This is a genomic window from Domibacillus sp., assembly GCF_031181085.1.
GTDB lineage: Bacteria > Bacillota > Bacilli > Bacillales > Domibacillaceae > Domibacillus.
Map to the genome: position 1 here is coordinate 412,313 of NZ_JAPSLE010000001.1, position 21,498 is coordinate 433,810.

A 21,498-nucleotide genomic window follows, 5' to 3' on the forward strand; every position below is an offset into this window, starting at 1 on the left:
CTTGATCGGAGGTGAGCCAATTGTCAGGAGAAATCTTGTCTCAAAATGAAATTGATGCCCTCTTGTCTGCTTTGTCAACGGGGGAAATGAATGCGGATGAGTTAAAGAAAGAAGAAGCAGAAAAGAAAGTAAAGGTATATGATTTTAAACGTGCCTTGCGATTTTCAAAAGACCAGATTCGAAGTTTAACAAGAATGCATGATAACTTTGCCCGGATTTTGACGACATTTTTTGCGGCACAGCTTCGTACGTACGTGCAGCTTGAAGTGGTATCTGCTGATCAAATTCCTTACGGAGAGTTTATCAGCTCGATTCCAAATCGGACGATTTTAAATGTATTTGAAGTTCCGCCGCTTGAGGGACGGATCCTAATGGAAGTAAATCCGAACGTCGCTTATGCGATGCTGGATCGTCTTCTCGGCGGACGGGGTGTAAGTGTCAATAAAGTAGAAAATTTAACAGAAATTGAAACGAGGATCATGTCGAACATGTTTGATCATGCTTTTGAAAATTACCGAGAAGCGTGGTCTAATGTTGTAGAAATCGATCCAATCGCTACTGATTTTGAAGTGAATCCGCAATTTCTGCAAATGGTTTCCCAAAACGAAACCGTCGTAGTGATCTCGTTAAATACAACGATTGGGGAAACAACAGGCATGATCAACATATGTATTCCGCATGTTGTCTTGGAACCTATTATTCCAAAGCTTTCTGTACACTACTGGATGCAAAATCCTGACAAAAAAGAACGCAGCCCCCAGGAAGCGCAAAATTTGGACAGCCGGATCAAAAAAGCTTCCCTGCCGGTTATCGCAGAGCTTGGCCAAACGGCTATCACAATTGAAGAGTTTTTAACGATGACAGAAGGAGATGTAATCAGCTTAAATACAGTAGTTGGCGACGCACTTACGATAAAAGTAGGGAATGTACCGAAATTTTCAGCACAGCCCGGGCGTGTAAACCGCAAACTGGCTGTCCAGGTGCTTGATTATGTGAAAGGAGGGGAAGATGATGATGAGTGATGATATGCTCTCACAAGAAGAGATTGATGCATTGTTAAGAGGCGGAGACAGCGATGATACAGAAGAAAGCGCAGCGCTTGAAGCCACTAAAAATGTAGAAGAATATTTAGACGCATTCGAACAAGATACGCTTGGTGAAATTGGCAATATCTCATTCGGAAGCTCAGCAACGGCTCTTTCAAGCCTGCTAAACCAAAAAGTAGAGATTACAACACCTACCGTATCAGTTGTAGAAAAAAGCAGGTTAAAAGATGAGTTTCCACATCCGTATGCGGCGATTGAGGTTCAATACACCGAAGGGTTTGCCGGGACAAATTTGCTTGTGGTTCATCAAAATGATGCGGCTATTATTGCCGATTTAATGCTTGGTGGAAGCGGAGTAGGCGTAGCGCCTGATTTAGGAGAGCTGCAGCTAAGTGCCGTGCAGGAAGCGATGAACCAAATGATGGGTTCATCCGCTACTTCCATGTCAACCATTTTCAATAAAAGGGTGGATATTTCCCCACCGTCGATTTCTCTTTTAAATTTACATGAGGGAGAGGGAGAGGAGACGATTCCAGAGCAGGAGCTGCTCGTTAAAATATCGTTCCGCTTAACAGTGGGGGACCTGATTGATTCAAATATTATGCAGCTGATCCCGCTTCAATTCGGGAAGCAGCTTGTCACGGAGCTGCTGAATCCAGCGCAGCAGGAAGCAGCACCGCCGCCGATTCAGCAGGCTCCGGTAACGAAACCGGCTGCTGCCCAGGCGCCACCGCCGCCTGCGGAGCCTCCGTCTATGCCGGCGAGACCATCTCAGGAACCGGTTTATATGGGTCAAAATACAAGCAGACAAGCTTCTGAGGCAAAAGTTGAAACGGCCGTTTTTTCTTCGTTTCAGTCACCTCAGCTTGGAGACCAGGAAGCGCGCAACTTAAATATGCTGTTTGATATCCCGCTTCAGGTAACGGTCGAGCTTGGCCGTACAAATCGGAACGTGAAAGATATTTTAGAATTAACATCCGGCTCTATTATTGAACTGGATAAATTGGCTGGAGAGCCAGTTGATGTACTTGTTAACAACCGTTTGATCGCCAGAGGCGAAGTGGTTGTAATAGAAGAAAATTTCGGAGTCCGGATTACAAATATTGCAAGTCCGGCTGACCGATTAAAAAATTTAAATTAAATAGAATACAGGGGGTTTTTCTGATGAGTAATCGAATTTTAGTGGTGGATGACGCCGCATTTATGCGCATGATGATCAAGGACATTTTATCGAAGAATGGATATGAGGTAGTAGGCGAAGCTGAAAATGGTGCCCAGGCTGTTGAAAAATATGCTGAATTGAAACCGGATCTTGTAACAATGGATATCACAATGCCGGAAAAAGACGGGATTGCCGCCTTGAAAGAAATTAAAGCAGCAGATGCCAACGCGAAGATTATCATGTGCTCAGCTATGGGGCAGCAAGCAATGGTTATTGATGCGATTCAAGCAGGAGCCAAGGATTTTATTGTCAAACCGTTTCAGGCTGATCGAGTGATCGAAGCTATTTCTAAAGTGCTTTCTTCTTAAGGTGTGATGGTTCATGAACTTATTTATAAAAGCGACTTTTGCGCTTTTATTAGCGTTTGTGTTGTTTTCCGGCAATGAGACCGTTGCCGGAGCAGCACTTTCCGATAAAAGTAGTGTACAAGATTGCATAAACAATCCAGATTCGTGCCAGCAGGAACAGCCGGCCGCGAACAACAGCCAGGATAATGCCGATGAGAATGTTACCGCTTCAGTCGGGGTCAGTTTTTGGGAAATTATTCGGGTGATTGCGGCACTTGCTTTTGTAGTGGCGCTTCTTTATTTTCTGCTTCGGTTTGTGAATAAAAAAAGCCGTTCTTACCAGGAAACACATATTGTCCGGCATTTAGGCGGTACGCCGCTTGGAGGCAATAGGTCCATTCAAGTTGTAAAAGTAGGAGATCGCGTCCTGGTTTTAGGAGTAGGAGACGATGTATCTCTTTTAAAAGAAATTGATGATCCGGCTGAGCGGGGTGATTTAATCAGCCGCTATGAAGAACAATCAGAGAAAATGATTCAGCCTGCTGAACTTGTGAGCAAGCTGAAAGAACGGCTGGGCAGACAGAGCGAAGAGAAAGAATCTGCTTCATTCAAGCAGGAATTTGAGCAAAAAATGCATGAGCTCAGAAAAAAACGGGAGCAGGCTATGCGGGAATTGGCAGACAGGGAGCGGAATCAAGATGAATGAATTTATGGAAATATTTAATTCAAGCGACCCGGAAAATGTATCAACATCTGTTAAATTGCTGCTAATGTTAACCGTTTTATCCCTGGCGCCGAGTATCTTAATTCTCATGACTTGTTTTACACGAATTGTTATTGTGTTATCGTTTGTCCGGACAGCTCTCGGCACGCAGCAAATGCCGCCAACACAGGTTTTACTTGGACTTTCCCTTTTTTTAACCTTTTTTATTATGTCTCCGGTTTTACAGGAAGTGAATGAAGAAGCATTAACACCGCTTTTCAATGAAGAAATTAATCTTGAAGAAGCATACTCGCTGGCGAGCGGCCCATTTAAAGAGTTTATGAGCGAGCAGACCCGCCAAAGAGATTTACAATTGTTTTTGGATTACACTCAGGCAGAGCAGCCGAAATCGATTGACGACATTCCGCTGACAACGCTTGTACCAGCTTTTGCACTAAGCGAAATCAAAACGGCTTTTCAAATTGGTTTTATGATTTTTATTCCGTTTCTTGTAATCGACATGATTGTGGCAAGTGTCCTTATGTCTATGGGAATGATGATGCTGCCGCCCGTTATGATTTCCCTTCCTTTTAAAATCCTGCTGTTTGTTTTAATTGATGGGTGGTATCTCGTAATAGAATCCTTGCTTCAAAGCTTTTAGGAAGGTGACAACATGAATACAGAAATGGTTCTTTCCCTGGCTGAAAAAGGGGTATATACAACTTTAATTGTGTGCGCGCCGCTTTTGCTTCTGGCACTTGGGATCGGTTTGATTGTGAGTATTTTTCAGGCAACAACGCAAATTCAGGAGCAAACGCTTGCGTTCGTGCCAAAAATTGCGGGTGTTTTAATTGGCCTGATTTTTTTTGGCCCATGGATGCTGGAGCGAATGATCACCTATACATCGGATATTTTTACTAATTTAACGAGATTTGTTGGTTAAACAAGTATGACAGAATTAATGCCAGATCCATCTCTTTTTTTGCTTGTCCTTGTCCGTGTATCGGCTTTTTTTGTGACCATGCCGTTGTTTTCATATCGGACCATTCCCGCACAGCACCGGGCTGCTTTTTCGTTAATGCTTGCCTGGACGATGTATTACACGATCGATGCCGCACCCATTGAAATCAATGGGGAATATATTTTGCTTATTTTAAAAGAAGCCATGGTGGGTCTTTTAATTGGCATGGCCGGATTTATCGTTTTATCGGCTATTCAAATTGCCGGAGGCTTTATTGATTTTCAAATGGGTTTTGCGATTGCAAATGTTATTGACCCGCAGACGGGGGTTCAAAGCCCGCTGATGGGCCAATATTTATACATGTTTTCGTTATTGATGCTGCTTGCCTTAAATGGGCATCACCTTATTTTAGATGGCATTTTCTACAGCTACCAGCTCATCCCGATTAACGAGCTTACTTTTCCATTTGGCAGTCAGGAAACGGCTCATTATATGGCGAGAACGTTCAGCAGTGTATTTGTGATCGCTTTTCAAATGTCAATGCCTGTAGTAGCCGTTTTATTTTTAACGGATGTGATGCTTGGTGTGGTAGCACGAACCGTGCCGCAGCTAAACATCTTTGTAGTGGGCTTTCCATTGAAAATTGGGGTGGCCTTTGCGGTTATGTTTATTGTAATGGGTGTGATTTTTACGCTTGTTCGTCAGTTGTTTCAAATGATGCTTTTCACTATGCGGGATTTAATGACGATTTTTGGAGGCGGATAACGTGCTTAAATTAGATTTGCAGTTTTTTGCAGGTGAAAAAACAGAAAAAGCCACGCCGAAAAAAAAGCAGGATTCCCGTAAAAAAGGCCAGGTTACAAAAAGTCAGGACTTAAACACAGCGGTCAGCCTGCTCGTTCTGTTCGGTTTTTTATCGCTGTTTGCTGCTTCAATGGGCAGAAATATTTTTCGTATGTTTGAACATTCGCTTCAAACTTACATGATGATGGAAGTCACGGAAGCAAACTTAAAAACGATTGTATTTGAAATGATGGAACAAGGTCTAATGATTGTCGGTCCATTTATGGCAGCGGCAGTTGCGGCGGGAGTCGTCGCCAATTATGCCCAGGTAGGATGGCTGGTTACAGGCGAGCCTATTAAACCAAAGCTTGACAAGCTTGATCCGATCAAAGGATTTAAACGAATTTTTTCGATGCGGGCGATTGTAGAGTTGTTAAAATCAATCTTGAAAATTGGTTTTGTCGGTACAGCCGCTTTTGTTATTTTATGGTCAAATATGGATGAAGTGTTGAAGCTGGCGCTAAAGCCTATTCAAGATACGCTTCCGTTTGTCGGTTCCATTACCGTACAAATGGGTTTAGCCGCCGCCGCCGCATTACTCGTTTTAGGGGTTATGGATTACTTTTACCAAAAGTATGATTTCGAAAAAAGTCTGCGTATGTCCAAGCAGGATATTAAAGATGAGCATAAAAACTCAGAAGGTGACCCGCTCATTAAATCAAAAATCCGCCAGACGCAAAGAGAAATGGCTATGCGCCGAATGATGCAGGAAGTGCCGAATGCAGACGTCGTGATCACCAACCCGACTCACTACGCCATTGCGCTAAAGTATGATGAATCCAAAAGGGATGCGCCGTATGTAGTGGCCAAAGGCACAGATTATCTAGCGCAAAAAATTAAATTTGTGGCTAAAGAAAATGAAGTCATGATGGTTGAAAACCGGCCGCTTGCACGGGCTCTTCATGACCAAACGGAAATAGGCGATTCAGTACCGGAAGAATTCTTTAAAGCCATTGCTGAAATTCTAGCATACGTATATCGAATAAAAAATAAATTGTAATTTTTCGTTGGGAGAGAAAAAAATGAAAGCAAGAGACCTCTCGGTTTTACTAAGCGTGATCTTAATCGTTGCCATGCTGATCATTCCATTGCCAACATGGCTGTTAAGTGTGCTCATCATCATGAATATCTCTCTTGCGCTTCTCGTTTTGCTCATCTCCATGAACATGAAAGAAGCGCTGGAGTTTTCTGTGTTTCCGTCGCTCCTTTTATTGTTGACGTTATTCCGGCTTGGCCTGAATGTGTCGACAACGCGTTCCATATTGAGTCACGGCGAAGCTGGGGGCGTTGTCGAGACATTCGGGACATTCGTAGTTGGTGGTAATGTTGTAGTAGGGATGGTTATTTTCGTTATTCTGGTTATCATCCAGTTTGTTGTCATTACAAAAGGAGCCGAGCGTGTATCAGAAGTGGCAGCCCGGTTTACACTTGATGCCATGCCGGGAAAACAGATGAGTATTGATGCGGATTTGAATGCTGGGATGATTTCCGAAGCCCAGGCACGCGAGCGCCGGGAAAAAGTCAGCCGTGAAGCCGACTTTTACGGTGCGATGGATGGGGCAACAAAGTTTGTTAAAGGAGATGCGATTGCCGGTATTATCATGGTTATCATTAACTTAATTGTCGGCATGGTCATTGGTGTGATGCAGCAGGATCTATCTTTTGCTGAATCGGCTGCCCGTTATTCTCTTTTAACGGTTGGGGATGGAATCGTTTCACAAGTGCCGGCACTGCTTATTACAACCGCAACGGGTATTGTTGTGACCCGTGCAGCTTCTAACGGAAATCTAGGAGAAGAAATTACCGCACAGCTGTTACGTTATCCTTCTATGCTGTATATCGCAGCAGGAACGATTTTTCTGTTAGGCATCGCTACGCCTATTACGGATCTGTTAACCATTCCTATTGCAGCCGGTCTTGCATACGGCGGCTATATGATGAACCGGGTACCGAAACCAGATCTGGAGGATCCGGTGCCGTCTGAAGAAGAAACAGAAATGGAAGAGTTAAAAAGTCCAGAATCTGTGGTGAACCTTTTAACCGTAGACCCAATTGAATTTGAATTTGGGTATGGCTTAATTCCGCTCGCCGATACAAATCAAGGCGGGGATTTGCTTGATCGTATCGTAATGATCAGACGCCAGCTGGCACTTGAGCTCGGCCTGGTTATTCCGGTTGTCCGCATCCGGGATAATATTCAGCTTCAGCCAAATGAATACCGTATGAAAATCAAAGGCAGTGAAGTGGCAGGCGGGGAACTGCTGCTGGATCATTATCTGGCAATGAGCCCTGGTGAAGAAGATGATTTAGTAGAAGGCATTGACACGATCGAGCCATCATTCGGCCTGCCGGCAAAATGGATTACGGAAGATGCAAAGGAGCAGGCAGAAATTTTCGGCTATACCGTTGTTGATCCGCCAAGTGTTGTGTCCACTCATTTAACGGAAACGATTAAAAAGTATGCAAACGAACTTTTAGGGCGCCAGGAAACGCAACAGTTAATCGACCATTTAAAAGAAACATACCCGATTTTAGTAGATGAAGTAACACCAAATCCACTTTCTGTTGGAGAAGTACAAAAAGTGCTGTCAAAGCTGTTAAAAGAAAACTTATCTATCCGTAATCTGCCGATCATCTTTGAAACCCTGGCTGACTATGGAAAAATGACTTCAGACACCGATTTGCTGACAGAGTATGTAAGGCAGGCGCTTGCCCGCCAAATTACCATGCAGTTTGCAGATGAGAGCGGGTCATTGAATGTTATCACGCTGTCAGGAAGAATTGAAAAGCTGATTGCAGACAGTGTGCAGCAAACCGAACATGGAAACTATCTATCTATTGATCCAAATGATTCGCAGCGTATTTTAGAAGCGACGGCTCAGCAGGTTGAACAAGCCTCTTTTATGCAGCAATCGCCTGTTATTCTTTGTTCTCCTGCTATTCGGATGTATGTACGGCAGCTTTTAGAGCGTTATTTTCCACAAATACCGGTGCTGTCTTATAATGAGCTTGAACCAAGTGTGGAAGTGCAGAGTACAGGGGTGGTGACCATCGAATGAAAATAAAAAAATATCTTGCGCCTTCTATGCCGGAAGTGATGAAAAAAGTCAGAGCAGAATTGGGAGCCCAGGCCGTTATTTTGCAGTCAAGAACGGTTTACTCGGGTGGAATTTTCGGCTTATTTAAGAAAAAAAACATTGAGGTGGTGGCAGCAGTCGATCCTGCAGCCGCTGCTGTGCCTGCACAGCCGGAAGTAAAGCGGCCGGCTGTGCAGGAAAAGCCAGCTTCAATAGATCCCGAAGAATTAAAAAATGAAATGAACGATATGAAAGAAATGATTCGTGACCTTCAAAAATCAACGGCTTCTTCTGCTTTGTATCCGGATATGCTGCAGCCGGCCATTGATCAATTAAGCCGGCATGGAATAGCGAAAGAATGGATTGACCAAACGGCTTCCTATTTATTCGAAAAATGGCATACCGAAAAAGAAGCAGCCACAGCCCGGCAAATAAGGGAGTGGACACTTCTTTACTTAAAGAGCTGTCTGCCGGATTCCGGCTCACCAAATAAAGCCGGAGTAAAGTTTTCTTATTTACTCGGTCCGACGGGAGTGGGCAAAACCACAACCATTGCAAAGCTTGCTTCAAAGCAGGTGCTTGATTTCAATCGAAAAGTTGCTTTTATTACAACAGATACATACCGGATTGCGGCCATCGAGCAGCTGAAAACGTATTCCGGGCTTTTGAATGCACCAATGAAAGTAGCTTATTCAAGGGAAGATATGAACCAGTGTATGCTGGAATTGAGCTCGGCTGACGCTGTTTTTATTGATACAGCAGGACGCAACTATCTCGATGGCCAGTATGTGGCGGATCTTCGGCCTTTGATCATGCAGCGTCCTGAAGAATCTGCTTATTTCCTTGTATTAAGTGCAACAGCGAAAGAAGAAGATTTACATGCTATTATTCAAAATTTCTCATCTTTACGAATAGATGGGTTTATTTTCACAAAGGTTGATGAAACAAAAACAAAAGGGGCTCTCCTTAATTTAATGCATACGTATAAACGGCATGCTGCTTTCGTTTCCAATGGTCAAAATGTACCAGATGACTTGATCGAACTTTCGACGGAACAATTAGTAAATTACATTTTCGAGGACTGGAAAGCATGAAAGACCAAGCGGAACTGCTTCGTCAAAAAATGATGCAAAAGTCAGCCCAGTCAAGGCCTTATAATGAAAAAGCAGCTCGAACGCTGGCCATTGTAAGCGGTAAGGGCGGTGTTGGAAAAACAAACATTTCTGTTAATTTAGCGGTCGGGCTTGCAAAAATAAATAAAAAAGTTTTGCTATTTGATATGGACATTGGCATGGGTAATATTTATCATTTAATTAATGGGAACCCCTCATTATCGATTGTTGATTTTTTTGAAAGGGACTTTCCGCTTACCCAGCTTATTCAAGCTGGACCTGAGGGGCTTTCTTATATTCACGGGGGTTCTGCTTTTTCGTCCCTGTTCGAATGGAAAGAAGCTTATCAAGAAAAATGGATTTCGGGACTTCAGTCACTGATAGCAGAATTTGACTTTCTCCTTTTCGACATGGGAGCAGGAGCTACAAAAGAAAGCTTAAATATTCTCCAAGCGGTTGAGGAAGTATTGACAGTTACGACGCCTGAACCAACTGCTATGACGGATGCGTACTCTATGATGAAATTTATTCACATGCGCGATCCACAAAAAATCTTTTATTTAATTTGTAACCGCGTGGAATCAAGAAAAGAAGGTCAGGAAACTGCTGGGCGTTTGGGCAGTACGATGCATCGGTTTTTAAATGTAAAGCCCGTTTTTCTTGGAGCCATTCCGGAAGATTCCGCAGTGAGAAAAGCAGTAAAAATGGGACAGCCATTTCTTCTCTCCTTTCCAAAAACAAAAATTTCATTTTCTTTTGAGCAAATTGTGAATCAATACGCAGGGGAGCCAAAGGAAACCTTCAAGGAAGGGTCCCGTTTTATAAGTAAGCTGCGCCGCTTCTTTACAGAAAGAGGAGGGTACGAATGAACGCAAAAAAAGTTCTCGTAGTGGATGACTCCGCTTTTATGAGAAAGTTGATTTCCGAGTTTTTATCTGACCATCCTCAGCTTGAAGTGATAGCTTTTGGCCGAAATGGACGAGATGGTGTAAAAAAAGCACTAGAGCTTAAACCAGATGTGATCACTCTTGATGTTGAAATGCCAGAAATGGATGGGCTGGAGGCTTTAAAAGCCATTATGGAGAAGCAGCCGTGTCCAGTGGTGATGTTGTCTAGCTTAACAAAAGAAGGAACGGAAACAACACTGAAAGCGATTGAGCTTGGCGCAGTTGATTTTATTGCAAAACCATCAGGAACGATCTCACTTGATCTTCACAAAATTAAAGATATCTTGATTGAAAAAGTACTGGGTGCATCAAAAGCAAATATCAGCATGAAGCCCGCTATATTAAAAAAAACTGCTGTTATTTCTCCTCCGGCTGAGAGCGAATATACAGAGACAAACGCTGTGTATCCCCAAATTCGCAGCAAAAAAATGAATAAACTGGTTCTGATTGCGACTTCTACTGGAGGGCCGCGCGCCTTGCAGCATGTAGTGACTAAACTTCCAGCCTCGCTTCCGGCTCCGGTCGTGATTGTTCAGCACATGCCGCCTGGTTTTACAAAATCTTTGTCAGACAGGCTTGATTCATTGTCCGAAATTCGGGTGAAAGAAGGCGAAGATGGTGAAATTCTGCAAAATGGCACAGTGTATATCGCACCGGGTGGAAAGCATCTGCGCTTGAAAAAAACAGGGACATCCACCGTTATTGCATTAGATGAATTGCCTCCGGAAGGTGGACACCGTCCTGCAGCCAATGCGACATTCCATTCTGCCGCCGCTATACACGACCTTGAAAAAACAGCAGTCATTATGACTGGAATGGGGTCGGACGGAGCGGAAGGGCTTATTACATTAAAAGAAACTGGAACTGTGAAGGCTATTGCGGAAGCGAAAGAGACATGTGTGGTATATGGGATGCCAAAAGCGGCCATTGCAACACACCTTGTTGATGATGTAGTGCCGGTCGACGAGATTGCTTCAGCCATTGTTAAGCACGTATACAATAAGAGGTGAACACGTATGGATACAAATCAGTATTTAGAAATTTTTATTGATGAAAGCAAAGAACATCTTCAAGCAATGAGCGAGCATTTGCTTGAATTAGAGAAAGATCCGGAAAATATCGCGATTGTAAATGAAATTTTCCGCTCCGCCCATACGTTAAAAGGGATGTCTGCAACGATGGGATATGAAGATTTGGCCAATTTAACCCACAAATTGGAGAACGTCCTTGATGCAATTCGTAACCATCAAATATCTGTATCCTTGGAAATAATGGATACAGTTTTTTCTTCTGTAGATGATCTTGAAGCAATGGTAGAAGATATTGCGGCAGGAGGAGACGGCAAAAGGGACGTTTCAGTTATTGTAGAAAAACTTCTGATTATTGAACAGGGAGAAGCAGCAGCAGCGGTTGAAGCTCCCGAGGCTCCCAGGGCTTCCCAGCCCGCAGCCGCCCTTTCATATGACGAGTTTGAATGGACAGTGATTAATCAATCAAAAGAGCAGGGATTCACTTGTTTGGAGATCGCCGTTTCACTTCGACCGGATTGTGTGTTAAAAGCTGCGCGTGTATTTATGGTGTTTGAGGTGCTTGAGAAATGCGGGGAAGTGATCAAAAGCTCTCCTTCCTCTGAGCAGCTGGAAGAAGAAAAATTTGATGAAACCTTTACGGTCACGCTTATTACAAAAGAACCGGCAGGCGATATTAAAGAAAAAATCAAGAAAGTGTCTGAAGTAGAGCGGGTGCAGGTAATAGAAGTTACTTCTGTAACCGAGCCGGAAATGAAGCCTGCTTCCCTTCCGCCTGCAGCTCCTCAGCCAAAACTGGACAGCGCTGCACAGGAAACAGCTAAGAAACAGCCGGCAGAGACAGAAAAAGGCGAAGCCAAATCGCCAAAGCAGGCTGCCTCTAATAAAACCATTCGGGTAAACATTGAGCGCCTTGATATTTTAATGAACTTATTTGAAGAGCTTGTGATTGACCGGGGACGGCTTGAATCTATTTCGGCAGAATTAAATCATACCGAGCTGAATGAAACCGTAGAACGCATGTCACGTATTTCAGGCGACTTGCAAAATATAATCTTAAACATGCGCATGGTTCCGGTAGAAACAGTGTTCAACCGTTTTCCGAAGCTGGTCCGTCAATTATCACGGGATTTAGGAAAACAAATCAACTTGGAAATTATCGGTGCGGAAACAGAACTTGACCGTACGGTGATCGATGAAATTGGCGATCCGCTCGTTCACTTAATTCGGAATGCGGGAGATCACGGAATCGAGATGCCGGAAGTCCGTCTTTCAAAAGGCAAACCGGCTGAAGGAACGATTAAGCTGAAAGCGTACCATAGCGGCAACCATGTATTTATTGAAATTGAAGATGACGGAGCCGGGATCAATAAAGACCGCGTTCTTCAAAAAGCGCTTGATAAAGGAATCGTAACAGAAGAGCAGGCACTAGGAATGACAGACCGCCAGATTTTTGAGCTCATTATGGCATCTGGTTTCTCAACAGCTGAAGTAATTTCTGATTTATCGGGACGCGGCGTAGGATTGGATGTTGTGAAAACAACCATTGAATCGCTGGGCGGCTCCATTACGATCGATTCTCAAGAAGGAGCAGGCTCCATCTTCTCCATTCAGCTGCCGCTGACACTATCGATTATTTCTGTTATGCTCGTCGAAGTGGAAAAAGAAAAATATGCCATTCCTTTGTCTTCTATTATTGAAACGGCGATTGTCAAAAAAGAAGACATTATGAATGCGCATAACCAGCAGGTCATTGATTTTCGTGGAAAGGTAGTACCTCTTTTGTTTTTAGAGGATATTTTCTCTGTGCCGCATGAAGAAGATGACGACCGTTTTTACTCTGTTGTCCTCGTCCGCAAAGGCGAAAAGATGGCTGGATTAGTGGTAGATTCATTTATCGGACAGCAGGAAGTAGTGCTTAAATCACTCGGAAACTATTTATCAAATGTTTTTGCGATCTCCGGCGCGACTATACTCGGAGACGGACAAGTAGCGCTGATTGTAGATTGCAATGCGCTGATTAAATAAGGAGGTGCATCAAATGAGTGAAACCCTTGCATCTGAAACAGTAAAAGTGATAGCTTTTCAGCTGGTAGATAAAGAATATGCACTTCCCGTTCACCAGGTTTATTCTATTGAGAAGTTAATGCATATTACACGTGTCCCGGGAACAGTTCCTTTTGTGAAAGGGGTTATTAATTTAAGAGGGGTTGTAACGCCGATTATTGACCTCCGCAGCCGTTTCGGTTTGTCGGATAAACAATATGATGACTCAACCCGTATTATTATTGCTTCTATCGATGATATTGAGGTGGGACTGGTTGTGGACGGTGCCAACGACGTACTTGATATTCCGGTAGATGCCATTGAGCCTCAGCCCGAAGTGGTAGGCTCACTTGGAGATGAGTATATAACAGGTGTAGCAAAACTTGAAAAAAGGCTGCTTATTATGCTGAGCCTGCAAAAGATCTTCAACTAAGGCTGCTGCTATGAATTATATTGATAGAATTCAACCCATTCACCTTGATATTTTAAAAGAAGCAGGCAATATAGGAGCAGGTCATGCGGCGACGTCCCTTTCCACTTTATTAAACCGGAAAATTGATATGAAGGTCCCGAACGTCCGGATTGTTCCTTTTGCAGAAATGATGGAGCTAACCGGCGGCTCTGAAAAAGAAGTAGTCAGTGTCGGCCTGCGAATTGAAGGGGAAGCAGGCGGCAATATGTTTTTTATGCTGGCTGTTGAAGAAGCCGATCGTTTTATTCAAAAATTAATGGGTGACGAATCTTTTACATTCCGCAATCATGATACACATACGATCGGCTTTTCTGCCATGCAGGAAATGGGCAATATTTTATCTGGTTCATACTTGTCTGCTTTGGGAGATTTTACACAGCTCAAGCTGCAGCCTTCCGTACCAGAACTGGCGGTGGATATGTTTGGCGCAATCATTAGCTATGGGCTGCTTGAGATCTCTCAATACAGCGATTATACCATCGTCATTGATACGATTTTAACGGAAACGGATGAGGGAGACATTGAAACGGTCAAAGGCCATTTCTTCCTGCTTCTGTCACCGGATTCTTTTCCTATTTTGTTCGAAGCGCTTGGTGCAGGCTATGATAAATAAAATAGGTGAAATCATCAAAGTCGGTATCGCCGACATGAATATTGTCAAGCCGCCGAATATGATCCGAACTTCCGGGCTCGGCTCCTGTGTCGGGGTTGTTCTTTACGATGAAGTGTCACACATAGCGGGAATGGTCCATGTAATGCTTCCGGATTCCAATCTTGCAAAAGCTGATATTAAAAATAAAGCCAAATTTGCCGATACGGGTATTCAAGCGCTGATTGCGGAGCTTGCAAAACAGGGGGTCCGTCCAGGCCGCCTGAAGGCGAAAATAGCGGGAGGCGCCCAGATGTTTCAATTTAAATCAGGTTCTGATTTAATGAAAATTGGCCCCCGGAATGTAGCTGCTGTAAAAGAACAGCTGCAACAAGCCCATATTCCTATTCTTTCAGAAGATACCGGCGGCAGCAGCGGCAGAACGATTGAATTCGATCCAATGACGTTTCTTTTGCATATTCGGACGGTTAATAAGGGAGAACAAAAGATCTAATTCGAGCGAGCAGCGGACTGATGTCCGCTGCTTTTTAGTGTATATTGTTGGCAAAAGAAGTACTTTTCATTAGAATAAGAGAAAGACTTGCAGCGTGTTGTAGTCGTACGCCGGAAGGAGAGGTTCAATGGCACAAAAAATGCCTGAAGATGAGCAAAAACTATGGGAAAGATGGAAGCAGGAACAGCATCCCGATGCTGGAGATGCACTGGTAGCTCGTTATATGCCGCTTGTCACATTTCATTGTCGGCGTATTGGAGCAGCTCTCCCGAAAACAGTAAGCAGGGAAGAAATAGCGAGCTATGGAATGACAGGGCTTTACGATGCTCTGCTGAAGTTTGAACCATCACGAGATTTAAAGTTTGACACCTATGCTTCTTTTCGAATCCGTGGGGCCATTTTAGACGGTCTCAGAAAAGAAGACTGGCTGCCGCGGGCAACGAGAGAAAAATCCAAAAAAATTGAAGCAGCTTCTTCGATGCTTGAACAGAAATATTTACGTGCTGCTACACCTGAAGAGGTAGCCGACGAACTTGGCATGTCTGTGGCCGACATTCAAGATATAATGGCGGAACATTTTTTTTCTCATGTGCTGTCTATGGATGAACAGGCGCAGGATCCTGATCAGCCGGAAGCAGGAGGGTTTGTGCTGAAAGACCCGCGCACCAAAACACCTGAGGAGGAAATGGTCAAGCAGGAGCAGATTCAGGAGCTGTCCGCGCAAATCAAAAAGTTAACAGATAAAGAGCAGCTGGTGATTGATCTCTTTTATAAAGAAGAATTGACGCTTACGGAAATTGGCGAGGTATTAAACTTATCCACTTCACGTATCTCACAAATCCATTCAAAAGCTCTTTTTAAGTTGAAGCAGCAGCTCTTAAAGCATTAAATATGGATGCAGCGGGGGCTGTAAATGGATTTTAAATCAATTGAAATGCGGGTGGCGCTTCCACATACATTTGAATAAGCAAAGCCGGCTTAAGACCATCAGCAGCCTTTTTTTGCTGCCCAGCAGCATATACAGCATAAAGCCGCCAAAGAAATGAAGTGGAAAGGGACGGTGGCAGCTGGGGGTCATCAAAGCAACAAAACAGGCGGGCAGGGTGGCGAAGAGCAGCAAAACAAACAGAAAAAGAAAAAAAGAAATCCGCAGAAGATAGGATGTGCCCATCCTTATAAAGGGAAGCAGATCGACTTTAGCGGGTAAGAGGGACATATGACAATATTTTTAATCACCATTTCTTTTTTAATTCATGCAATGAGCTTATTTGCCCTGATTATCCTTTTCCAACGGCAGAACAAAATCAGCGACTCGGAGAAAAAAGCAAAGCAGGCCGCAAAGGATATGGAAGAAATGATGACGGCCTTCCTAATAGAAATAAAAGAAGAAAATGAGCAGCTTATTTCGAAATTGGGAAGTATTCCTCCGGCAAAAAAACCAAATGCTAAAGACCTTGAGCCCAGGGAAAAGCCACTGCCTCCGCTCACGCCTCGAAAAGCTGCGGCAAAAGCCTATACGGGGATGAAAACAGTCCAAGTAGAAAGGAATACAGAAAAGGAAGTTCCGCAGTCGAAAAAAATAGCGGATATGAAAGAGCAGGGAATGACAGAGGAAGAAATCGCAAAAACGCTTCATATTGGGATAACGGAAGTGCAGCTTGCACTTAAATTTAACAAAACTGAAGGAAAGTAGTTGCAGCCCCATATCGAATGTGTTATAGTAACTAACGGTGTTAATACACACGTCTTTTGATTCATCAGCCGGTGCCGTCTCAGACGGAAGCTGTGTGAGTGTGAGAAAGACGGAGGAAATCAAACCAAACAGGAGGAAACAAAACATGTCAGTAATTTCTATGAAGCAATTGCTTGAAGCAGGCGTTCACTTCGGTCACCAAACTCGCCGTTGGAACCCAAAAATGAAAAAGTACATTTTCCAAGAGCGTAACGGGATCTACATCATTGATCTTCAAAAAACCGTTCGCAAAGTGGAAGAAGCGTACAAATTTGTAAGAGAAGTTGCCGGTGACGGCGGTAAAATCTTGTTTGTTGGTACAAAAAAACAAGCACAAGATTCTGTAAAAGAAGAAGCAGAACGTTCAGGTATGTACTATGTAAACCAACGCTGGTTGGGTGGTACACTTACTAACTTCTCAACAATCCAAAAGCGTGTACAACGTTTGAAAAACATTGAAAAAATGCAAGAAGACGGTACATTCGAAGTACTTCCAAAGAAAGAAGTTGTTCAGCTTAAAAAAGAGCATGAGCGTCTTGTTAAATTCCTTGGCGGTATTCGTGATATGAAAGGTCTTCCTGATGCCCTATTCATTATCGATCCACGCAAAGAGCGTATCGCTGTTGCGGAAGCACGTAAATTGAACATTCCTATCGTAGGTATCGTTGATACAAACTGCGATCCGGATGAAATCGATTATGTAATCCCAGCGAACGATGACGCGATCCGTGCGGTTAAACTTCTAACAGGTAAAATGGCTGACGCTGTTCTTGAAGCGAAACAAGGCGAAGAAATCGCTGAAGAAGAAGTTCAAGAAGAAGTGCAAGAAGCTGAAACAGCAGAAGCAGCAGCTGAGTAATGAAACAGATAAAGGTGATAAGAGGGATACCCTTATCACCTTTTTTTAAAGAAAGAAACAATAAAACCGCATAGCGGTTCTACATATTTAAAGGAGGAACCAAAATGGCTATTACTGCACAAATGGTAAAAGAACTTCGTGAAAAAACAGGCGCAGGCATGATGGACTGCAAAAAAGCACTTGTTGAAACAAACGGTGATTTAGATCAAGCAATCGATTTCCTTCGTGAAAAAGGAATTGCAAAAGCAGCGAAAAAATCAGACCGTATTGCAGCTGAAGGTACAACATTTATTACAAGTGAAGGCGACACAGCTGTTCTCTTGGAAGTAAATGCAGAAACAGATTTCGTTGCGAAAAACGAAAACTTCCAAGTGCTTGTAAAAGAAATCGCAGCTCACCTATTAGCGAACAAGCCAGCTTCTGTTGAAGAAGCTCTTGCACAAACAATGGAAAACGGTAAAACAGTTGATACGTACATCAGCGAAGCAATTTCGAAAATCGGTGAAAAAATTACACTTCGCCGCTTTGAAATTCGTACAAAAGGCGAAAACGCTGCATTTGGTGAGTACCTGCACATGGGTGGCCGGATCGGCGTATTAGCTATTGTTGAAGGCACTACAGATGCTTCAGCAGCCAAAGACGTAGCGATGCATGCAGCTGCATTGAATCCAAAATATGTTTCACGCGACCAAGTTTCTGAAGAAGAAGTAGATCGCGAGCGTAAAGTATTAACAGAACAAGCGCTTAACGAAGGCAAACCAGAAAACATTGTTGCAAAAATGGTTGAAGGCCGTCTTGGCAAATTCTTTGAAGAAATCTGCATTTTGGATCAAAGCTTTGTTAAAGATCCAGATCAAAAAGTACGCCAGTTCCTTGAGTCTAAAGGAGCAACTTTAACTGAGTTCGTTCGTTACGAAGTGGGCGAAGGCTTAGAAAAGCGTCAAGATAACTTTGCAGAAGAAGTTATGAGCCAAGTTAAAAAATAATGATTCCGCATCCGCCGGTCGGAAAGGAATAAATGGAATCCCTTGCCGCTCTTGGTGAGGGATTTCATGTACATTACAGATGGAGGTCTACATGAGCCAGCCAAAGTATAAACGTGTTGTATTAAAATTAAGTGGTGAAGCATTAGCAGGTGAAGCAGGATTTGGTATTAACCCTGCTGTTATTCAATCTGTTGCAGAACAGGTAAAAGAAGTAAGCGAACTGAATGTGGAAGTAGCAGTTGTAGTAGGCGGCGGCAATATTTGGCGCGGCAAGATTGGGAGCGAAATGGGTATGGACCGCGCAACAGCGGATTATATGGGGATGCTTGCAACCGTTATGAATTCAATGGCACTGCAGGATAGCCTGGAACAGCTCGGAATTGAAACACGCGTACAGACATCCATTGAAATGCGCCAGATTGCTGAGCCGTACATTCGCCGTCGTGCGATTCGTCATTTGGAAAAAGGTCGTGTTGTTATTTTTGCTGCGGGTACTGGAAATCCTTACTTCTCAACCGATACAACTGCTGCACTGCGTGCTGCTGAAATTGAAGCGGAAGTCATTTTAATGGCGAAAAACAACGTAGACGGCGTGTACAGCGCCGATCCAAAAGTAGACAAAGATGCGGTTAAATACTCAGAGTTGTCTTACCTGGATGTAATTAAGGAAGGACTTGCGGTTATGGATTCCACTGCTTCTTCCCTATGTATGGACAATGATATTCCGCTTGTTGTTTTCTCGGTTACGGAAAAAGGAAACATCAAACGCGTTGTACTTGGTGATAATATCGGAACAATCGTGAGGGGGAAATAAACGTGTCTCAAGAAGTAATGAATCAATCAAAAGATAGAATGGATAAAGCGATCTCCGCATTTAATCGAGAGCTTGCTTCCATTCGTGCTGGACGCGCAAGCGCGAACGTGCTTGACCGTATTACAATTGATTATTACGGCGCGCCAACACCAATTAACCAGCTTGCTTCTATTAACATTCCAGAAGCCCGCCTGTTAGTCATTACGCCGTATGATAAATCATCTATGAGTGATATTGAAAAAGCAATTTTAAAGTCAGACCTTGGTTTGACACCATCAAATGATGGTTCTGTGATTCGATTGACTTTTCCTGCTTTAACAGAAGAGCGCCGCAAAGAATTGGCCAAGCTTGTTAAAAAAGAAGCGGAAGAGGCAAAAGTAGCGATTCGCAATATTCGTCGCGACGCGAACGATGATTTGAAAAAGGGCGAAAAAAATGGTGATCTGACTGAGGATGACCTTCGCGGCTACACAGAAGATGTTCAAAAACAAACGGACAATTATATCCGCAAAGTGGATGAAATTGCCAAGGAAAAAGAACAAGAGATCATGGAAGTGTAAAGAAAAAACCCTCTTGCTGGCAGGAGGGTTTCTTTTTTTGGATTTTATCGCTCCAATTACTACGAAAACAGCATCTATGGTAAAATAGGTTGGAAGAAGCGATATGGGGGATTTTGTATGGCACATAAACAGTGGTTTTGGCAATCAAAAAACGCAGGAGAGCCTGTGATTTCCGAAGAAGGGATTCCTGCGCATATTGCCATTATTATGGATGGGAACGGCCGCTGGGCAAAAAAAAGAGCGCTGCCCCGTATTGCCGGTCATAATGAGGGAATGAAAACGGTTCGGGAAATCACAAGGGCTGCAAATAAGCTTGGTGTTAAAGTGCTGACGCTTTATGCGTTCTCGACAGAAAACTGGAAGCGGCCTAAGCTTGAAGTTGATTTTTTAATGAAGCTTCCACAGGAGTTTCTCTCTACATTTTTGCCTGAACTAATGGAAGAAAACGTACGTGTAGAAATGATAGGTGATATCGAGCAGCTTCCTGCACACACAAGAAATGCTGTGCAAAATGCAATAAAACAAACAGCTGAAAACAATGGACTTATTCTTAATTTTGCATTGAATTATGGCAGTCGAACAGAGCTTGTTCAAGCTATGCGTTCTATGATAACAGATGTTCAGTCGGGAACATTATCGGAGCAGGATATAACAGATGCTACTGTTTCCCGCTATTTAATGACCAGCCATTTGCCAGAGCCCGACCTCCTTATTCGAACAAGCGGAGAGCATCGACTAAGCAACTTTATGTTATGGCAGCTGGCTTATACGGAATTTTTCTTTACGGACGTTTTATGGCCTGATTTTTCAGAAAAACACCTACTTGAGGCAGTAGCTTCATATCAAAAAAGATCAAGGCGGTTTGGCGGGTTGTCGTAATGGAATGATGGGGGATTAACAATCATGAAACAACGAATGATAACAGGAATAATAGCGGCAGCAGCATTTTTGCCAATCGTACTGATTGGGGGGCTGCCCTTTCTTGTTCTTGTTTACGTAATGAGTGCGGTAGCTGTAATAGAAGCACTAAAAATGAAACAGATTTCGATTTTCTCCATACCGGGCCTGTTGTCGATTTTGCTCGTCTTTATTATGCTGATTCCGCAGAGTGACAGGGCGGACTGGCAATTCCTTGGCATGGAGAAGTTTGAATATCTTGGCTTATTCGTTTTGCTGTTTCTTGTTGTAACGGTCATCACGAAAAACAAATTTACGTTTGAAGATGCTGCTTATTGTATATTGCTGACACTTTATATCAGCTTTGGTTTCTATTATTTTATAGAAACGAGAGAAGCCGGCGGCGTTTTGTATGTCTTTTTTGCGCTTTTTATTACCTGGGCATCTGACTCGGGCGCATATTTTATTGGCCGCTCATTTGGAAAACGCAAGCTTTGGCCGGATATCAGCCCGAACAAAACAGTGGCCGGCTTTTACGGGGGAATTGGCTCTGCCGTAGTCGTTGCGGCAGTTTTTCTGCTGTTTCTTGATTTCCAGGCGCCGGCTCTGTGGGTACTCGTATCGGCAGCGATTCTGTCTGTAGCAGGCCAGGTGGGCGATTTGGCAGAATCCGCTCTGAAGCGGCATTATGGGGTAAAAGATTCAGGTAATCTGCTGCCAGGCCATGGTGGGATTTTAGACCGCACAGACAGCTGGCTGTTTGTGTTTCCGCTGTTGCACATGCTTCAACTATTGTAGGGAGA

General features: G+C 43.5%; 24 protein-coding genes. All 24 read left to right on the plus strand.

Going from position 1 to position 21,498, the window contains the following annotated elements:
- The first annotated feature begins 20 nt into the window (after positions 1-20).
- The 24 genes from fliM to RIN81_RS02390 all read left to right on the plus strand — a co-directional run bounded on the left by fliM (position 21) and on the right by RIN81_RS02390 (position 21,493).
- Positions 21-1,022, plus strand: coding sequence for a flagellar motor switch protein FliM (fliM, locus tag RIN81_RS02275; protein ID WP_309087090.1), 1,002 nt, complete (start codon positions 21-23; stop codon positions 1,020-1,022).
- Entirely contained in the window at positions 1,012-2,187 is a 1,176-nt protein-coding gene (gene fliY, locus RIN81_RS02280) for a flagellar motor switch phosphatase FliY (protein WP_309087508.1), read from the plus strand. Before fliM ends, fliY begins: the two co-directional genes overlap by 11 nt.
- A 23-nt stretch (positions 2,188-2,210) precedes the next feature.
- Entirely contained in the window at positions 2,211-2,576 is a 366-nt protein-coding gene (locus RIN81_RS02285; RefSeq protein ID WP_309087091.1) for a response regulator, read from the plus strand.
- A 13-nt stretch (positions 2,577-2,589) separates the two neighbouring features.
- Entirely contained in the window at positions 2,590-3,261 is a 672-nt protein-coding gene (locus tag RIN81_RS02290; RefSeq protein WP_309087092.1) for a flagellar biosynthetic protein FliO, read from the plus strand.
- Entirely contained in the window at positions 3,254-3,919 is a 666-nt protein-coding gene (fliP, locus tag RIN81_RS02295) for a flagellar type III secretion system pore protein FliP (protein WP_309087093.1), read from the plus strand. Before RIN81_RS02290 ends, fliP begins: the two co-directional genes overlap by 8 nt.
- Before the next feature lie 12 nt (positions 3,920-3,931).
- Positions 3,932-4,201, plus strand: a complete 270-nt coding sequence (gene fliQ / locus RIN81_RS02300) for a flagellar biosynthesis protein FliQ (protein ID WP_242234439.1) — start codon at positions 3,932-3,934, stop codon at positions 4,199-4,201.
- A 6-nt stretch (positions 4,202-4,207) separates the two neighbouring features.
- Entirely contained in the window at positions 4,208-4,984 is a 777-nt protein-coding gene (gene fliR, locus RIN81_RS02305) for a flagellar biosynthetic protein FliR (protein WP_309087094.1), read from the plus strand.
- Position 4,985: 1 nt separating this feature from the next.
- On the plus strand, positions 4,986-6,062 hold the full coding sequence (flhB, locus tag RIN81_RS02310) for a flagellar biosynthesis protein FlhB (RefSeq protein ID WP_309087095.1): 1,077 nt from the start codon (positions 4,986-4,988) through the stop codon (positions 6,060-6,062).
- Positions 6,063-6,084: 22 nt separating this feature from the next.
- Positions 6,085-8,121, plus strand: coding sequence for a flagellar biosynthesis protein FlhA (flhA, locus tag RIN81_RS02315; RefSeq protein ID WP_309087096.1), 2,037 nt, complete (start codon positions 6,085-6,087; stop codon positions 8,119-8,121).
- A complete protein-coding gene (flhF, locus tag RIN81_RS02320; RefSeq protein ID WP_309087097.1) occupies positions 8,118-9,233 on the plus strand; it encodes a flagellar biosynthesis GTPase FlhF in 1,116 nt (371 codons plus the stop codon). Before flhA ends, flhF begins: the two co-directional genes overlap by 4 nt.
- Positions 9,230-10,120 (plus strand): MinD/ParA family protein, encoded by an 891-nt coding sequence (locus RIN81_RS02325; RefSeq protein ID WP_309087098.1) that lies wholly within the window; start codon positions 9,230-9,232, stop codon positions 10,118-10,120. Before flhF ends, RIN81_RS02325 begins: the two co-directional genes overlap by 4 nt.
- Positions 10,117-11,208, plus strand: a complete 1,092-nt coding sequence (locus tag RIN81_RS02330; protein ID WP_309087099.1) for a protein-glutamate methylesterase/protein-glutamine glutaminase — start codon at positions 10,117-10,119, stop codon at positions 11,206-11,208. Before RIN81_RS02325 ends, RIN81_RS02330 begins: the two co-directional genes overlap by 4 nt.
- A gap of 6 nt (positions 11,209-11,214) precedes the next feature.
- On the plus strand, positions 11,215-13,254 hold the full coding sequence (locus tag RIN81_RS02335; RefSeq protein WP_309087100.1) for a chemotaxis protein CheW: 2,040 nt from the start codon (positions 11,215-11,217) through the stop codon (positions 13,252-13,254).
- A 13-nt stretch (positions 13,255-13,267) separates the two neighbouring features.
- Positions 13,268-13,705 carry a chemotaxis protein CheW gene (locus RIN81_RS02340; protein ID WP_309087101.1) on the plus strand — a complete coding sequence of 146 codons (438 nt, stop codon included), beginning with the start codon at positions 13,268-13,270 and terminating at the stop codon, positions 13,703-13,705.
- A gap of 10 nt (positions 13,706-13,715) precedes the next feature.
- Positions 13,716-14,357 carry a chemotaxis protein CheC gene (locus tag RIN81_RS02345; RefSeq protein WP_309087102.1) on the plus strand — a complete coding sequence of 214 codons (642 nt, stop codon included), beginning with the start codon at positions 13,716-13,718 and terminating at the stop codon, positions 14,355-14,357.
- On the plus strand, positions 14,347-14,847 hold the full coding sequence (locus tag RIN81_RS02350) for a chemotaxis protein CheD (RefSeq protein ID WP_309087103.1): 501 nt from the start codon (positions 14,347-14,349) through the stop codon (positions 14,845-14,847). Before RIN81_RS02345 ends, RIN81_RS02350 begins: the two co-directional genes overlap by 11 nt.
- 127 nt (positions 14,848-14,974) lie before the next feature.
- Positions 14,975-15,736, plus strand: a complete 762-nt coding sequence (locus tag RIN81_RS02355; protein WP_309087104.1) for a FliA/WhiG family RNA polymerase sigma factor — start codon at positions 14,975-14,977, stop codon at positions 15,734-15,736.
- Positions 15,737-16,063: 327 nt separating this feature from the next.
- Entirely contained in the window at positions 16,064-16,540 is a 477-nt protein-coding gene (locus RIN81_RS02360; RefSeq protein ID WP_309087105.1) for a DUF6115 domain-containing protein, read from the plus strand.
- A gap of 145 nt (positions 16,541-16,685) precedes the next feature.
- Entirely contained in the window at positions 16,686-17,438 is a 753-nt protein-coding gene (rpsB, locus tag RIN81_RS02365) for a 30S ribosomal protein S2 (protein WP_050181424.1), read from the plus strand.
- 104 nt (positions 17,439-17,542) lie between these two features.
- Entirely contained in the window at positions 17,543-18,424 is an 882-nt protein-coding gene (gene tsf, locus RIN81_RS02370) for a translation elongation factor Ts (RefSeq protein ID WP_309087106.1), read from the plus strand.
- A 91-nt stretch (positions 18,425-18,515) separates the two neighbouring features.
- On the plus strand, positions 18,516-19,238 hold the full coding sequence (gene pyrH, locus RIN81_RS02375) for a UMP kinase (protein ID WP_242234454.1): 723 nt from the start codon (positions 18,516-18,518) through the stop codon (positions 19,236-19,238).
- 17 nt (positions 19,239-19,255) lie between these two features.
- Positions 19,256-19,798, plus strand: a complete 543-nt coding sequence (gene frr / locus RIN81_RS02380; RefSeq protein ID WP_375164487.1) for a ribosome recycling factor — start codon at positions 19,256-19,258, stop codon at positions 19,796-19,798.
- Positions 19,799-19,915: 117 nt separating this feature from the next.
- Complete coding sequence (locus tag RIN81_RS02385) at positions 19,916-20,677, plus strand: undecaprenyl pyrophosphate synthase (protein WP_309087108.1); 762 nt, start codon at positions 19,916-19,918, stop codon at positions 20,675-20,677.
- Between the two features lie 24 nt (positions 20,678-20,701).
- On the plus strand, positions 20,702-21,493 hold the full coding sequence (locus tag RIN81_RS02390; RefSeq protein ID WP_309087109.1) for a phosphatidate cytidylyltransferase: 792 nt from the start codon (positions 20,702-20,704) through the stop codon (positions 21,491-21,493).
- Positions 21,494-21,498 lie beyond the last annotated feature (5 nt).

Bases quoted from the DNA above. Each gene is read 5' to 3' on its own strand.
- fliY (WP_309087508.1), top strand. From the start codon at position 1,012: ATGATGAGTGATGATATGCTCTCACAAGAAGAGATTGATGCATTGTTA.
- RIN81_RS02285 (WP_309087091.1), top strand. From the start codon at position 2,211: ATGAGTAATCGAATTTTAGTGGTGGATGACGCCGCATTTATGCGCATG.
- RIN81_RS02290 (WP_309087092.1), top strand. From the start codon at position 2,590: ATGAACTTATTTATAAAAGCGACTTTTGCGCTTTTATTAGCGTTTGTG.
- fliP (WP_309087093.1), top strand. From the start codon at position 3,254: ATGAATGAATTTATGGAAATATTTAATTCAAGCGACCCGGAAAATGTA.
- fliQ (WP_242234439.1), top strand. From the start codon at position 3,932: ATGAATACAGAAATGGTTCTTTCCCTGGCTGAAAAAGGGGTATATACA.
- fliR (WP_309087094.1), top strand. From the start codon at position 4,208: ATGACAGAATTAATGCCAGATCCATCTCTTTTTTTGCTTGTCCTTGTC.
- flhA (WP_309087096.1), top strand. From the start codon at position 6,085: ATGAAAGCAAGAGACCTCTCGGTTTTACTAAGCGTGATCTTAATCGTT.
- flhF (WP_309087097.1), top strand. From the start codon at position 8,118: ATGAAAATAAAAAAATATCTTGCGCCTTCTATGCCGGAAGTGATGAAA.
- RIN81_RS02325 (WP_309087098.1), top strand. From the start codon at position 9,230: ATGAAAGACCAAGCGGAACTGCTTCGTCAAAAAATGATGCAAAAGTCA.
- RIN81_RS02330 (WP_309087099.1), top strand. From the start codon at position 10,117: ATGAACGCAAAAAAAGTTCTCGTAGTGGATGACTCCGCTTTTATGAGA.
- RIN81_RS02335 (WP_309087100.1), top strand. From the start codon at position 11,215: ATGGATACAAATCAGTATTTAGAAATTTTTATTGATGAAAGCAAAGAA.
- RIN81_RS02340 (WP_309087101.1), top strand. From the start codon at position 13,268: ATGAGTGAAACCCTTGCATCTGAAACAGTAAAAGTGATAGCTTTTCAG.
- RIN81_RS02345 (WP_309087102.1), top strand. From the start codon at position 13,716: ATGAATTATATTGATAGAATTCAACCCATTCACCTTGATATTTTAAAA.
- RIN81_RS02350 (WP_309087103.1), top strand. From the start codon at position 14,347: ATGATAAATAAAATAGGTGAAATCATCAAAGTCGGTATCGCCGACATG.
- RIN81_RS02355 (WP_309087104.1), top strand. From the start codon at position 14,975: ATGGCACAAAAAATGCCTGAAGATGAGCAAAAACTATGGGAAAGATGG.
- RIN81_RS02360 (WP_309087105.1), top strand. From the start codon at position 16,064: ATGACAATATTTTTAATCACCATTTCTTTTTTAATTCATGCAATGAGC.
- rpsB (WP_050181424.1), top strand. From the start codon at position 16,686: ATGTCAGTAATTTCTATGAAGCAATTGCTTGAAGCAGGCGTTCACTTC.
- tsf (WP_309087106.1), top strand. From the start codon at position 17,543: ATGGCTATTACTGCACAAATGGTAAAAGAACTTCGTGAAAAAACAGGC.
- pyrH (WP_242234454.1), top strand. From the start codon at position 18,516: ATGAGCCAGCCAAAGTATAAACGTGTTGTATTAAAATTAAGTGGTGAA.
- frr (WP_375164487.1), top strand. From the start codon at position 19,256: ATGAATCAATCAAAAGATAGAATGGATAAAGCGATCTCCGCATTTAAT.
- RIN81_RS02385 (WP_309087108.1), top strand. From the start codon at position 19,916: ATGGCACATAAACAGTGGTTTTGGCAATCAAAAAACGCAGGAGAGCCT.
- RIN81_RS02390 (WP_309087109.1), top strand. From the start codon at position 20,702: ATGAAACAACGAATGATAACAGGAATAATAGCGGCAGCAGCATTTTTG.